This is a genomic window from Streptomyces sp. SP17BM10, from assembly GCF_036322405.1.
In the GTDB taxonomy this organism is placed as follows: Bacteria; Actinomycetota; Actinomycetes; order Streptomycetales; family Streptomycetaceae; genus Kitasatospora.
The window spans coordinates 27163-39766 of the sequence record NZ_JAQYXB010000619.1 but is presented as its reverse complement, the minus strand read 5'-3'; the positions used below and the strand labels follow the sequence as shown (position 1 = coordinate 39766).

The window sequence follows — 12604 nt, the reverse complement described above, 5'->3', positions numbered from 1 at the left end:
CGCCCCGCCGTTCACCTCGGCGTTCACCTCCGTGCGCACCCGGACCGGACGTGCCCGGACGGAATGTGCGCCGCGCCCGCCGACGTTGCATAGGCTGGCCCCGGGCAGGCCGTCAACGGAGTCGGCGCACCACCGGAGCCCGCACGACCTCGCGAAGAGACCCTCACCGCCTGGCCCTGCCGGTATCTGCACCCAGATGAATCGAGGAACACCGATGTCGGAGACCAGCGCCGACGCCCGCACGCCGCTCGACCGCACCCCGCAGTGGGCCGCCCTCGGCAAGCACCGCGCCGAGTTCGGCGACACCCACCTGCGCGAGCTGTTCGCCGCCGACCCCGAGCGCGGTCGCCGCTACACCCTCGAGGTCGGCGACCTGCACGTCGACTACGCCAAGCACCTGGTCACCGACGAGACCCTGGAGCTGCTGCGCGAGCTCGCCGCGGCCACCGGCGTCGCCGAGCTGCGGGACGCGATGTTCCGCGGTGAGAAGATCAACACCACCGAGCGGCGCGCCGTCCTGCACACCGCGCTGCGCGCCCCGCGCGGCGCCGTCGTCGAGGTCGACGGCGTGAACGTCGTGCCCGCCGTGCACGCCGTCCTCGACAAGATGGCCGTCTTCGCCGAGCGGGTCCGCGGCGGCGAGTGGACGGGCCACACCGGCAAGCCGATCCGCACCGTCGTCAACATCGGCATCGGCGGCTCCGACCTCGGCCCGGCCATGGCCTACGAGGTGCTGCGCTCCTTCACCAAGCGCGACCTCGACGTCCGCTTCGTGTCCAACGTGGACGGCGCCGACCTGCACGAGGCCGTCCGGGACCTGGACCCGGCCGAGACGCTGTTCATCGTCGCCTCGAAGACCTTCACCACCATCGAGACCATCACCAACGCGGTCTCGGCCCGCTCCTGGCTGCTCGACGGGCTGCAGGCCGGCACCGAGGCGGTGGCCAAGCACTTCGTCGCGCTGTCCACCAACGCCGAGGGCGTGCAGGACTTCGGCATCGACACGGCCAACATGTTCGAGTTCTGGGACTGGGTCGGCGGCCGCTACTCCTACGACTCCGCGATCGGCCTCTCGCTGATGCTCGCCATCGGCCCGGACGCCTTCCGCGAGATGCTGGACGGCTTCCACCTCGTCGACGAGCACTTCCGCACCGCCCCGCCGGAGGAGAACGTCCCGCTGCTGCTGGGCCTGCTCGGCGTCTGGTACGGCGCGTTCTTCGACGCGCAGGCGCACGCGGTGCTGCCCTACTCGCACTACCTGTCCAAGTTCACCGCCTACCTCCAGCAGCTCGACATGGAGTCCAACGGCAAGTCGGTGGACCGCGCGGGCAACCCGGTGAACTGGCAGACCGGCCCGGTCGTCTGGGGCACCCCGGGCACCAACGGCCAGCACGCCTACTACCAGCTGCTGCACCAGGGCACCAAGGTGATCCCGGCGGACTTCATCGGCTTCGCGCGGCCGGTCGCCGACCTGCTCCCGGGGCTGGTCCCGCAGCACGACCTGCTGCTGGCCAACTTCTTCGCCCAGACCCAGGCGCTCGCCTTCGGCAAGACCGCCGAGGAGGTCGCGGCCGAGGGCGTGCCGGCCGAGCTCGTCCCGCACAAGACGTTCAAGGGCAACCACCCGACCACCACCGTGCTGGCCGGTGAGTTGACCCCGTCGGTGCTCGGCCAGCTGGTCGCGCTCTACGAGCACAAGGTGTTCGTGCAGGGCGCGATCTGGAACATCGACTCCTTCGACCAGTGGGGCGTCGAGCTGGGCAAGGTGCTCGCCAAGCGGATCGAGCCGGTGCTGCTCTCCGGCGAGGGCGCCGACCGGCTGGACAGCTCCACCGCCGAGCTGGTCGCCCGCTACCGCGCGCTGCGCGGGCGCTGAGCCGTCGGGCCGCCCGTCCCCCGCGGGCGGGCGGCCCGGCGGACGCCGGACCCCGCGGACGCCTCGGGCGTCCCGGTGCCTCGGGTGTCCCGGTGTCGAAGGACGCGGAAACGCCGGAGGGCCCCTTGCTTTCGCAAGGGGCCCTCCGGCTGTCTGTGCGCCGCCAGGGACTCGAACCCCGGACCCGCTGATTAAGAGTCAGCTGCTCTAACCAACTGAGCTAGCGGCGCCTGCTGACAGAGAAGACTCTAGCAGCGGCCCCGGCCCGCGCCAAAATCGAATACGGGTCTCGCGCGATTCACCCCCCGGTCACCGCCGGCCCGGCGGCCCCCGCCGTGACGACCGGCTCGCGAGAGGCCCGGACGCACGCCCACAGCACCACCGAGGCGCCCGGCAGCCACGGCTCCCGGTCCTCCGGGGCGACGATCCACCGGCCGGCGCCCAGCCCGGGGGAGTCCGGGCCGTGCACCATCCGCTGCACCGGCGGCACCGTCACCGTGTCGCCCTTGCCGTGGCACAGCAGCGGCGGGACGTCCCGGGCCCACTCCTCCCAGGCCAGCAGTCGGCGCAGCCGGGGCGCGGCGCCCGGCTGGACGAAGAGCAGGGTCCGCCCTCGGTAGGCGGCGACCGGGCCGCAGCCGGGCCCGGAGGCCCACAGCTCGTCCAGCACCCGGCGGCCGAACAGGGACGGCATGCTGATCACGTCGAACGCCCGCCCGCACGGCAGCACCGACGGCGCCCACGGGCGGGACTCCCACAGCGCGCGCATGCTGCGCGGGTACTCGCTCGCCGAGGCCAGCCAAGCCTCCCCGGCCACGGTGACGTACTCCACCGACTGATAGGTCCAGATCTCCACGCACAGCAGCGTGCGCGCTGCGCGGGCGCGGGCGGACGGAAAGGGCCGTTCGCCGGACAGGCCGGCGCGCGGCGGCGTACTCTTCCGCCCCGCGCATATGCCAGGGGCGAGTTTCCGGAGCCTCGGGTGCCGGGAGGGCCGGATGGCGCCGGTCCGGGGGTCAGTCCTCGTGGCGACGCGGCTGGAGCAGGCCGCGGCCGTACTCGATCATCTTGGCGGCGTAGTCGGGGGTCCAGTCGGCCCGCTGCGCGACGTCGTCCGTCGACAGCGCGTCGAAGCGGCGCGGGTCCGCGAGCTGCGCGGCGGCGACCGCCTGGAAGTCCGTGGCCCGCTCGGCGGCGGCGCGGAACGCCAGGGCGAGCTCGGTGGAGCGGCGCAGCAGCTCCGCGGGGTCGTCGATCGACTCCAGGTCGAAGAAGCGTTCCGCCTCCGGCTCGGCCGCCTGCGGCTCGAACAGCAGCTGCGCCGGACGCAGCCGCCGGGCCGGCGCGGACGGACCACCGGATTCGGACGCCATCGCGTGGGAGTCGGGCATGGACGGACACCTCCGGGTGCTCGGTGTGGGGCGGACGGCGGTTGCTCCGGGGCCGCGCCGCCCGGTCGGGGCCGTCGTCCATTGTCGCGCGGAGGCGGCCGATGACGGAACGGTGCGCGTGCGGGCGCTATTCCCCCGTGCGCGCCCGGGGGAGTGCTTCGAGCGCCGGGTGTCCCGGTCGCCTGCGAACCGTTGGAAGGGCGTCACGTCATGCCGACCGATCGCAGAACCGGGAGCATCCCCATGTGTCGTCCGAAGATCCTCTCCGTCGGTGTCCTGCTGGCCGTCCCCGTCCTCGGCCTGGCCGCGGCGCCCTCGGCCTCCGCCGCCGAGTCGGCGAAGGTGGTGACCGGGCAGGTCAGTACCCCGGGCGGCCGTTCGGTGGCCACCTGCCCGGCCGGCACCCACCTGACCGGTGGCGGATACCGGTTCACCCCGGCCCGGAACGATGACGCCGTGGTCTTCAACGGCCCTTCGGACGATGCCAACGGCTGGGCAGCGCGGGCCGAGTACGGGACGGTCGTGGCCTTCGCCGTCTGCGAGACCGAGGACTGACCGCACCCGGGGCTCAGCGCAGCCCCACCCGGTGTCCGGACAGGTGGTGCAGCACCTGGTGGTTCGCCTCCCAGCCGTCCGGGAACCTGACCGAGACGCCCAGCTGCACCGGCTCCGTGGACGGGTGCTCGTCCAGCAGCTCGGCGATCCCGGCCCGGGCCACCACGATGCACGCGTGGCGGTGGCGGGAGGCGAGCACGCAGAGCCGGCCGGTCTCCAGGTGGAAGGCGGTGGCGTCGGGCCGCCCGGACAGCGGGTGGAGGACGACGGTGACGTCGTACTCGCGGCCCTGCAGCCGGTTCGCGGTGTCCACGGTGACCGCCGGGCCGGTCGTCCCGTCCACCGGCACGCCCACCTTGAGCAGGGCCGCGCGCACGGCCGCCGCCTGGTCCCGGTGGGCCGTGCCGACCGCGATCCGGTCCGCGGTGAGCGGGGCCTCGCCCTGCTCGGAGTGCGCGCTCAGCCCGCGCTCCAGGAGCCGGCGCACGGTCGCCGCGACGGCCGCCACCGCCTGCGGGTCGGTCCGCACGGTGTGCCGGGCGGGCAGCTCCAGCAGCGCCCAGCCGTGCTCGGCGGCCCGGTCGATCGCCGCGTCCAGCGCCGAGCCGTCCGGACGGACGGCGGCGGTGAGCCGGCGGTCGTCCGGGCCGGTGCCGGAGCGGAACGGGGTGTACGGGTAGAAGGCGTCCGAGATCAGCGGCGCCGCGCTGGCCGGCAGCCGCCACGAGACCGGCAGCCGGTGCGGCTCGATCTGCGGGTTGTGCGCCAGCATCGTGACCACCGCGCTGCTCGACGGGTCGTACGACAGGCCCGCCCACTGCTCGGTGCCGACCACGGTGAACGGGTCCAGCTGGCCCGGGTCACCGACGAACAGCGCCCGCTCGAACAGCCGGGCCACCGCGAGCAGCGCGTCCGAGCGCATCTGGTAGGCCTCGTCGACGATCGCGTGCCGCCACGGCGCCTCGGCCCGCACCCACTGCCACTTGGCGGAGGTGGAGATCACGACGTCGTGCTCGACCAGGTCCGCGACCTTGTCGGACGGGGTCACGTTGGCGTGCCGCAGCACCTCCGGGCCCGGCCTGGCGTCGGCGGCGTGCAGCCGGCCGATCGTCAGGTCCGGCGCCTTCTCGGCGAGTCGGCCGACCAGGTCGTCCACCTGGCCGTTGGTCTGGGCGACGATCATCAGCCGCTCGCCCGCCCCGACCAGCTCCCGGGCGGCGCGCACCACGAGCGTCGACTTCCCGGCACCGGGCGGCGAGTCCACCACCACGCCGCGCGGGGCACCGGTCGGCGGGTGGACGGTCGCGGCCAGGATCCGGGCCACGGCGGCGTCGGCGGCCGCGCCCGGGCTCCGGTCCGCTGAGCTCTGCTCGGTCACGCGCTTGCTCACTCCCAGTCGAAGTCGGCCGCGGGGCCCGGGGACTCGGGTGCGGCGCCGGGCGGGCCGCCGTGCGTCCACGGGGTGTCGTCCGGATCGGGCAGCGGCGCGGACTGGCGGACGGTCAGCTCGAAGAGGGTGAACGTGACCGTCTCGCCGGCCTCGGGCAGGCTGCCCGGCTCGGGCTCCTTCTTGCGGCCCATCCCGGACAGGATCCGCAGGGTGATCGTGCCCTGCGCCGGGTCGGCCGCGACGATCTCGGCCTTCTGCGCGGACGGGCCGCCCCCGGTCTCCGGCCGGGGGGACCCCCACACCCGGTGCGCCTCGCGGCCGAGGTCGGCGTGCGGGCGGTCGTCGGTGCGCAGGGTGACCAGCGGCCGCGGCTTGGGGGAGCGGCCGGAGGTGTCGTAGTCGGGCACGACGTCCGTCACCACGCCCGTGAACGCCTCGCCCGCCAGCCGGTGTTCGGCCATCGCCAGCGGATCGTCCAGCGCCTCCTGGACGTCCAGCCTGGCCTGCTCGCGCTCGCGCTGGGCGAGCTTGCGGGCGGCCGTCACCGCGTCGTCCTGCCGGGGCTGCGGCGGCTCGCCGGCCGCCAGGCGGTCCCGGTGGCCGGTGTAGGACCAGCGGTCGCCCGTCCAGCGCTCCGCCAGGTGTCCGGCCGGAGGCAGCGAGCGCAGCAGGTCGATGCCGCGCCACACGTCGTGCCAGGTGGGCAGCAGCACGGCGGACAGCGCGCCGCGCAGCTGCTCGACGGCCTCCCGGACGGCCTCGCGGGCGCGCGCGGCGGCCGCGTCGTCCCGCTGCTCGGTGCTGTGCTGCAGCGCCGACGCGGCGGCGTCGTACCGGGCGATCGCCGGGCCGAGCACGACGCTGTCGAAGGCCGGGTCGGTCGCCGGACCGGCCGGCGGGTGCAGCAGCTGCCCCCGCTCGTCCCGGGCGGACTCGGCCCGCTCGGCCGCCTCGGCCCCGCCGAGGCCCTCCGGCGGGAAGTGCCAGGCCAGCCGGGCCGCGAGGTGCTGGTCCTCCAGGTGGCTCTGGCCGGTCGCCCAGTGCCGGGCCAGCAGGCCGGTCATCGGGAGCAGCAGGCTGGAACCGGGCACCTGGGCCCGGTCGGTGAGGTGGGTCAGCCAGCGGCCGAGCAGCGGCACCCGCGCCGGCGCCGGGTACGGGCCCGGCTCGTCGTCCTCGACCGTGCGGCGGAAGCGGGTCGAGCGGCCGATCAGCGCGAGGTGGTGCACGCCCGCGCCGTTCGGAACGACCAGCTGCGGCGCGTCGGCGCACAGCTCGCGGAACACCTGGGTCTTCTCGCCGGTCTCCGGGTCCTTCTCGGAACCCTCGATCTGCTCGACCTCGGCCCCGAAGGACTCCAGGTAGGGCAGGAGATCGGCGGCCAGCTCGGCCAGGAAGTCGAAGCGCAGCGTGCGGTTGAGCGGCTGCGGCACCAGGTGCAGCCGGGGCGCGTCCCGGTCGGTGCCGAGCATGACGGCCAGCGGCGCGCCCGACTCGCCGGCGGCGGTCAGCGGGACGAGCACCATCGGCCGGTCGGACAGGTGCCGGTGGCGGACGGTGGCCAGCGGCTCGGCCCGCCCGCTGCGGACGGCCTCCAGCCGGGCCAGGGTGGTCAGCAGGCTCATGACCCCTCGAAGAATCGCTCGTTCACGCGTCCGCCTCGCCTCGCCCGGCAGGGGCGTTCGCCCATGCGCGGTCTCTGCCGACGAGCTCGTCGTGCTCGCTCATGTGACCGGTCACTTCCCCAGGGCCTCGGCGCGCAGCGCGGCCGCGTACGCGAGCCGCTCGGCAGCCTCGTCCGTGCCGCCGCCGGTGGCGGCCGCCAGCGCCTGCGTCACCGTCCGGATGCTGCCCAGCTCGCCGCGCACGCCGCGGCCCAGCTGCTCGACCCGGTCGCCGCAGCGGGCCTGGGCGCGGCAGTGGAAGCCGAGCTCGCAGGTGGACAGGCAGTCCGGGCTGTACGCGGCGGGCACGGCCGCGACCGAGTCGGCCAGCTCGTCGGCCGAACGGGCCGGGGCGCCCTCCTCGTCGACCGCGAGGTCGAAGGCGGTGCCCTCCGGCAGCGCCTCCAGCAGGCGGCCGATCCCGGTCATCCTACTCAACTGCCGCCGGGTGGTGGCGAGTTCGCGGCGGACGTCGACGGAGACGGCGGTCGGCCGGTTGCCGAAGTCCTTCGGGCAGACCAGCAGCACGCTCAGCCGGGGACTGCCCGGCAGCCGCTGCTCGGCGTACGGGTCGGGCGTGAGCGCCTCGCCGGCCCGGGCGGCGGCCGCGTGCTGCAGTGCCAGCACGTACACCGCGGCCTGGCGGGCGGCGGCGCCGACCTTGGCCGGATCGGCGGCGCCGTCCAGCACCGGGAAGGACTTGATCTCGACCACCGTGCACCGCCCGCCGTGCACCACGACGGCGTCCGGCTCCAGGTAGGCGGTGCTGCCGGCCACGTCGAGCCGCAGCAGCGGGTGGTCGAGCAGCGTCCAGGCCTCCGGGCTCGCGGCGGCCGCCGCCAGCGCCTCGGCCGTCCGGTCCGCGCGCACGGCGGGGCCCGAGCGCTGGAGGAGGTCCGGGACGACCAGTGGGGCGCCGCCGTCCGGCGGGAGGTCGAGGTGGCGGCGCAGCGGCTCCAGCAGTGCCGCGTAGCCGTCGGCCTTCAGCCGGGACTCGAAGATCACGCCGCGGGCGATCGCGAACGGGGACTGCCCGAACGGCGCCGGCCGGCCGAGCCGGGAGGCGAGCGCCGCCTTGTCCACCCCGGCCGCGTCCAGCACGGCCCTGCGGTGACAGCCCGGATTGGCGGCGAGCGCGGCGAGGGAGCGGGCGTTCAGACTGCGCTGCGGCGCGGGACCGCGCAGTTCGGCGAGCCGTCGGGCGAGCGGCTCAGAGTGCCCACGGGAGGGGGCGTTCGTCGAGACGTTCATGGTGCGGCCCAGTGTCGCATCCGGGTCCGACAATCCGGTGGGGATCACCCCGTTCCGGCCCGTTCGGTGCGCGGACCGCCTCCGGCGGGGGCCCGGCGGGCCCCCGCCCCCGGTGCTGCGCCCGGCCCGCGTCGTGTCCACCGTGCGGGTGAGGGATCATGGAGCCCGGTGCTCAAGGGTGAGACCGACCGTTGCCGCCGCCCCGTCGCGAGGAGCCCCCCATGCCCGCCCGTATCGTGCTGGTCCGCCACGGCGAGACCGAGTGGTCCGCCACCGGCCGTCACACCGGTCGCACCGACATCCCGCTCACCGAGGAGGGCCGCGCGATGGCCCGGGCGCTCGGTGCCCGACTGGCCAAGGCGCCCTGGAACGGGCTGCCGGACGCGCTCGTCTACACCAGCCCGCTCGGCCGGGCCCGGGAGACCTGCGAGCTGGCCGGCTTCGGCGACCGCGCCGTGGACCGCCCCGAGCTGCTCGAGTGGGACTACGGCCAGTACGAGGGCCGCACCGGCGCCGACATCCGGGCCGCCGACCACCCGGGCTGGCTGATCTGGCGCGACGGCGTGCCGGGCGGCGAGAAGCTCTCCGAGGTGGCGGCCCGGGTGGACGCCTTCCTCGCCGGCCTCAACGAGGAGCACGGCGTTCCGGACGCGGACACCACCGTCATGCACTGCGCCGACCGGGACGTGGTCCTCTTCGCCCACGGCCACCTGCTCCGGATCCTGACCGCCCGCTGGCTCGGCCTGCCGCCGGAGTTCGCCCAGCGCTTCAAGCTCGGCACGGCGGCCCTGTGCGTCCTGTCCTGGGAGTACGGTGCGCCCGCGGTCGAGGTCTGGAACGACCTCTCCCACCTGGAGGGCCTGGCCACCGGCCACTGACGGACCGCCGGCCACCGATGGACCGGAGGCCACCTGCGGACCGGAGGCCACCTGCGGACGGCCGGGAGGCCCGCTCAGGCCGCGGCCGCCACGTCGTACGCGGCCAGGAACCCGCCGACCTCCGGCACCGCACCGTGCGGCCGCAGCCGTTCGGCGGTGTGCGCGAGCATGCTCCGGATCCGGGCGGAGCGGACCTCGCCGAACAGCGCCACGGCGGCCGAGCCGTGGTGCGCGGCGCCCGCGAGGTCGCCCCGGCCGAGCCGGTCGTGGGCGAGCTCGGCGGTGTACAGCACCCGGTTGCGGACGAAGTGCGGCTCCTGGAGCGTTATGGCGAGCCCGGCCTGCTCGCTGGCCCGGTCCCAGTCGCCGAGGGCGGACCAGCACTGGGACTGGAGCCCGGCGATCTCGGCCTCGCCGAAGAAGGACATCCATTCCGGGTCGGCCTCGCAGGGCCCGAGGTCGAACAGCGTGTACGCGCGGGCGATCGCGCGCTCACAGGCGGAACGGTCCTGCAGGAGCGCCCAGCCGCCGGCCTCGCGCATGGCGAGCAGCGCGAGGAGCCGGTCGGAGTCGAGGTGGCGGGCGGCGGCCTGCCCGGCCTGGGCGGCGCGCAGCGCCTCGCGCGGGCGGCCGGCGTCCCGGGCGAGGAAGGCGCTGTTGCAGAAGACGTGCGCCTCCAGGGCCGAGTCGCCGGCCATCCGGGCGGTGGCGAGCGCCTCGGCGTAGAGCGAGCGGGCGTCCGCGAGCCGGTTGGAGTCGTGGGCCAGCCAGCCGACGGAGATGGCGAGTTCGCCCGCCCCGGCCTGAAGTCGGCGCTCGGTCTCGGCGCTGTACTCGCCCTCGTTGAGCAGTACGTAGGCCCTCCGCAGCGACTGCCCGGCCAGCTCGAACAGGGTGTCGCCGCCGTGCACGTCGTCGGCGAGCCGGATGTCCCGGACGGCCTGTTCGACGCCCAGCACCTCGGCGGCGCCGACCTTGCGCAGCGGCACCGGGGCGCTGCGGCCGGGCACCAGGGCGCCGCCCCCGGGCCCGGGTGCGGCCGCGGCGGGCCGGTCGAATCCGATCGCGGTGGCCAGGGCGGCCGCGCCGCCGGTCAGGAACGTACGGCGACGCACGTCGTCGTTCTCCTCGTCGAGAAGGTGCGGTCCGGCGGGCCCTCGGGGCACCGCCGCGCAGAGCGGCCACGGCGGGCCGTCCGGGGCGGGCGGATCCGCGTACGGCGAGGCAGCGTACGGGAGTTGGGTGGAGAGTGGCGAGCGCGGGGCGGGCAGGGTCGGGAACGGAGGGTGGAGCGGGGGTGGCGCGTCGCCCCGGGCGCTGTCCGCTGAGCGGCGGCGGACAGAGGTCCTGGGGGCGAAGCCGAGGTCGGTGAGCGAGCGGCCCGGCCACATGTGCCGGAACACGCGCTCGTAGGCGTAGTTGGGGCAGCGGATCTCGCCGGCCTCGACCCGTCCGACGTAGCGGGCGTCGCAGGAGACGTGCTCCCCGATCTCGCGGGCGGCGCGGCGCACGGCGGTGGCGAACTCGCCGGGTGAGCGGTCGCCGCGCAGCGCGCGCATCACGGTGTTGGGTGACGGGCGGGTCGGCTCGGCCGGTGGGGTGGCTGCCATGGTGCGCTCCGTGGAGGTGCGGGGGTGTGGCCGGGCGCTCCGAACGGATCACCCGGCCCGCCACCGACAGTACCGGGAGTCACCGGTCGGCCACGGCGTGTTCTCATCCGATGTATGGTCAATCCGGTACAAAACGGGCACAGTTGCCGAGATCTGCCATGAAATGCCATGCCTTGCTGTAAGGCGCCCCGTGGCCTGCGGCGAGGTTGCGGCGTTGTCCTGGTACGTGGAACCCAGGCCGCCGCCCCCGGCCCCGCCGCCCCCTCCGGCGCTCCCCACATCCCCGGACCGTCCGGGGCCTCCCGGCGGCCCGGCTTCCGATCCCACGAGGTGACAGGAGGGCCCGTGATGGCCACCGGACTGCCGCAGTACCGACCTGCCGTCGGAGGTGTGGTCTCCGGCGCCGTCCCCGCCCTGCTCCCCGATCCCGCCGACGACCGGATCCCCGGCCGAGGGCCGGCCGAGGGCGGCCGCGCCCACCGCGGAGGCCGGGGCCCCGGCCTCCGGCATACCGCCGGCGAGGGCACCGTCCTCCCCGGCTACGACACCGTGACCGTCGCCGTGCGGCACGGGCTGGAGGCGGTCGACATCCTGCGCCTGCGCCGCGCGTGTGGCGCCGTCCTGCAGAGCCGCAGCGGCAGCACCGTCTCCTTCTACGTCCCGGCCGGCACCTGTGACACGTGGCACCTGCCCGGCAGCGCGTGCACGCCCGGCGCCCTGCTGCTGCCCCCGGCGGACCCGCGCTGGGTGATGCCCCCGGCCGCCGCCGACGGCTCCACCCGCCCCACCGACGCGTGGGTGCTGCGCTCCGCGCTCTGCGAGGCCGCCTGCACGCTGACCGCCGGCGGCCTCGGCCCGTTCTAGCGGGCGTGCCGTGCGGATCCCGCCGGGCCTCCCGCCCGTTCTTCCGGCCGGATCCACCCAGCACGCCCACGGACGATCGCCAGTTCGAGTGGTCCCATCGACCTGCGCCGATAATGGCTGTCATGGGACGAAGCAGCAGGGCCGCGCGCGGCACCGACCGGGGCCGCGCGACGGCGCAGCCGCAGCCCGACACCACCGGGCCCGGCGGCCGCCGCCACGCCCAGGGGCCGCTGACCAGCCCCGTCGGTTCCGGTCTGGCCGAGCTCCGCCCGGACCGGGACCGCCCCGCCGCGTGGTCCCTGCTGATCGACGGCGCCCCGCAGTCGATGGTCGACCTCGCGGACCCGACCCACCTCGGCTTCGAGTACCAGCGCCGGCTCGGCCACCTGATAGACCTCGTCGCCCCGCCCGGCCGCCCGCTGACCGTCCTCCACCTCGGCGGCGGCGCCCTCACCCTCGCCCGCTACGTCGCGGCGACCCGCCCGCGCTCGCGGCAACAGGTCGCCGAGATCGACACGGCGCTCACCGAACTGGTCCGTGCCGAACTCCCGCTGGAGCGCGGCTGGCAGATCAAGGTCCGCGGAGCCGACGCCCGCGGGGTGCTGGAGCGGACCCCGGAGGGCAGCGTCGACCTGGTGATCACCGACGTCTTCTCCGGCGCCCGCACCCCCGCGCACTGCACCACCGTCGAGTTCGCGACGCTCGCCTCCCGCGCGCTCGCCCCCGGCGGCTGGTACGCGGCGAACATGGCCGACGGCTCCGCCCTCCCGTTCGCGCGCGCCCAGGTCGCCACGCTGGGCGCGGTCTTCCCCGAACTCTGCCTCGTCGCCGACCCGGCGGTCCTGCGCGGCAAGCGCTTCGGCAACCTGATCCTGGCCGCGGCCCACACCCCCCTCCCGGTCGCCGACCTCACGCGCCGCGTGGCCACCGACTCCGCCCTCGCCCGCGTCGAACACGGCCCGCCCCTGGCCGCGTTCACCGCCGGCGCCGCCCCCGTGACGGATGCCACGGCCGTGCCGTCCCCGGCCCCGCCGGCGGGCGTCTTCCGCTGACGGACGGTGCGCCGAGCCGGACTTTCGTCCGGCCTGGTCTTCCCGCCGCGCCCGCTCGGCCGAGCCCGCCGCC

General features: G+C 75.6%; 11 protein-coding genes and 1 tRNA gene. 5 read left to right on the top strand and 7 right to left on the bottom strand.

Annotated elements, in window-relative coordinates:
• The first annotated feature begins 214 nt into the window (after positions 1-214).
• Positions 215-1876: a glucose-6-phosphate isomerase gene (gene pgi / locus PUR71_RS23545; protein WP_329929077.1), complete on the top strand. Its 1662-nt coding sequence runs from the start codon at positions 215-217 to the stop codon at positions 1874-1876.
• A gap of 156 nt (positions 1877-2032) precedes the next feature.
• On the opposite strand, the gene PUR71_RS23540 is transcribed toward pgi, so the two are convergent.
• From PUR71_RS23540 to PUR71_RS23530, 3 genes are all read right to left on the bottom strand, one after another.
• Positions 2033-2106, bottom strand: a tRNA-Lys gene (locus PUR71_RS23540).
• 68 nt (positions 2107-2174) lie between these two features.
• Positions 2175-2732, bottom strand: a complete 558-nt coding sequence (locus PUR71_RS23535; RefSeq protein ID WP_329929076.1) for a bifunctional DNA primase/polymerase — start codon at positions 2730-2732, stop codon at positions 2175-2177.
• A 160-nt stretch (positions 2733-2892) separates the two neighbouring features.
• Positions 2893-3267 (bottom strand): hypothetical protein, encoded by a 375-nt coding sequence (locus PUR71_RS23530; protein WP_329929075.1) that lies wholly within the window; start codon positions 3265-3267, stop codon positions 2893-2895.
• 243 nt (positions 3268-3510) lie between these two features.
• On the opposite strand from PUR71_RS23530, the gene PUR71_RS23525 reads away from it, so the two are divergent.
• Complete coding sequence (locus PUR71_RS23525) at positions 3511-3822, top strand: hypothetical protein (RefSeq protein WP_329929074.1); 312 nt, start codon at positions 3511-3513, stop codon at positions 3820-3822.
• Positions 3823-3835: 13 nt separating this feature from the next.
• On the opposite strand, the gene PUR71_RS23520 is transcribed toward PUR71_RS23525, so the two are convergent.
• The 3 genes from PUR71_RS23520 to PUR71_RS23510 form a co-directional block, all read right to left on the bottom strand.
• Complete coding sequence (locus PUR71_RS23520; protein ID WP_329929073.1) at positions 3836-5200, bottom strand: AAA family ATPase; 1365 nt, start codon at positions 5198-5200, stop codon at positions 3836-3838.
• 8 nt (positions 5201-5208) lie between these two features.
• Complete coding sequence (locus tag PUR71_RS23515) at positions 5209-6837, bottom strand: hypothetical protein (RefSeq protein WP_329929072.1); 1629 nt, start codon at positions 6835-6837, stop codon at positions 5209-5211.
• A 111-nt stretch (positions 6838-6948) separates the two neighbouring features.
• Positions 6949-8127 (bottom strand): hypothetical protein, encoded by a 1179-nt coding sequence (locus PUR71_RS23510; RefSeq protein ID WP_329929071.1) that lies wholly within the window; start codon positions 8125-8127, stop codon positions 6949-6951.
• A 221-nt stretch (positions 8128-8348) separates the two neighbouring features.
• Between PUR71_RS23510 and PUR71_RS23505 the strand changes: the two genes are divergently transcribed.
• Positions 8349-9005, top strand: a complete 657-nt coding sequence (locus PUR71_RS23505) for a histidine phosphatase family protein (protein ID WP_329929070.1) — start codon at positions 8349-8351, stop codon at positions 9003-9005.
• A gap of 74 nt (positions 9006-9079) precedes the next feature.
• Here the strand turns inward: PUR71_RS23505 and PUR71_RS23500 are convergent, their stop codons facing one another.
• A complete protein-coding gene (locus tag PUR71_RS23500) occupies positions 9080-10615 on the bottom strand; it encodes a tetratricopeptide repeat protein (RefSeq protein ID WP_329929069.1) in 1536 nt (511 codons plus the stop codon).
• 348 nt (positions 10616-10963) lie between these two features.
• On the opposite strand from PUR71_RS23500, the gene PUR71_RS23495 reads away from it, so the two are divergent.
• A complete protein-coding gene (locus tag PUR71_RS23495; RefSeq protein WP_329929068.1) occupies positions 10964-11479 on the top strand; it encodes a hypothetical protein in 516 nt (171 codons plus the stop codon).
• Between the two features lie 122 nt (positions 11480-11601).
• Positions 11602-12531 (top strand): spermidine synthase, encoded by a 930-nt coding sequence (locus tag PUR71_RS23490; RefSeq protein WP_329929067.1) that lies wholly within the window; start codon positions 11602-11604, stop codon positions 12529-12531.
• Positions 12532-12604 lie beyond the last annotated feature (73 nt).

Excerpts from the sequence above, each read along its gene's own strand:
- pgi (WP_329929077.1), top strand. The coding sequence starts at position 215 with ATGTCGGAGACCAGCGCCGACGCCCGCACGCCGCTCGACCGCACCCCG.
- PUR71_RS23530 (WP_329929075.1), bottom strand. The coding sequence starts at position 3,267 with ATGCCCGACTCCCACGCGATGGCGTCCGAATCCGGTGGTCCGTCCGCG.
- PUR71_RS23525 (WP_329929074.1), top strand. The coding sequence starts at position 3,511 with ATGTGTCGTCCGAAGATCCTCTCCGTCGGTGTCCTGCTGGCCGTCCCC.
- PUR71_RS23515 (WP_329929072.1), bottom strand. The coding sequence starts at position 6,837 with ATGAGCCTGCTGACCACCCTGGCCCGGCTGGAGGCCGTCCGCAGCGGG.
- PUR71_RS23510 (WP_329929071.1), bottom strand. The coding sequence starts at position 8,127 with ATGAACGTCTCGACGAACGCCCCCTCCCGTGGGCACTCTGAGCCGCTC.
- PUR71_RS23505 (WP_329929070.1), top strand. The coding sequence starts at position 8,349 with ATGCCCGCCCGTATCGTGCTGGTCCGCCACGGCGAGACCGAGTGGTCC.
- PUR71_RS23500 (WP_329929069.1), bottom strand. The coding sequence starts at position 10,615 with ATGGCAGCCACCCCACCGGCCGAGCCGACCCGCCCGTCACCCAACACC.
- PUR71_RS23495 (WP_329929068.1), top strand. The coding sequence starts at position 10,964 with ATGGCCACCGGACTGCCGCAGTACCGACCTGCCGTCGGAGGTGTGGTC.
- PUR71_RS23490 (WP_329929067.1), top strand. The coding sequence starts at position 11,602 with ATGGGACGAAGCAGCAGGGCCGCGCGCGGCACCGACCGGGGCCGCGCG.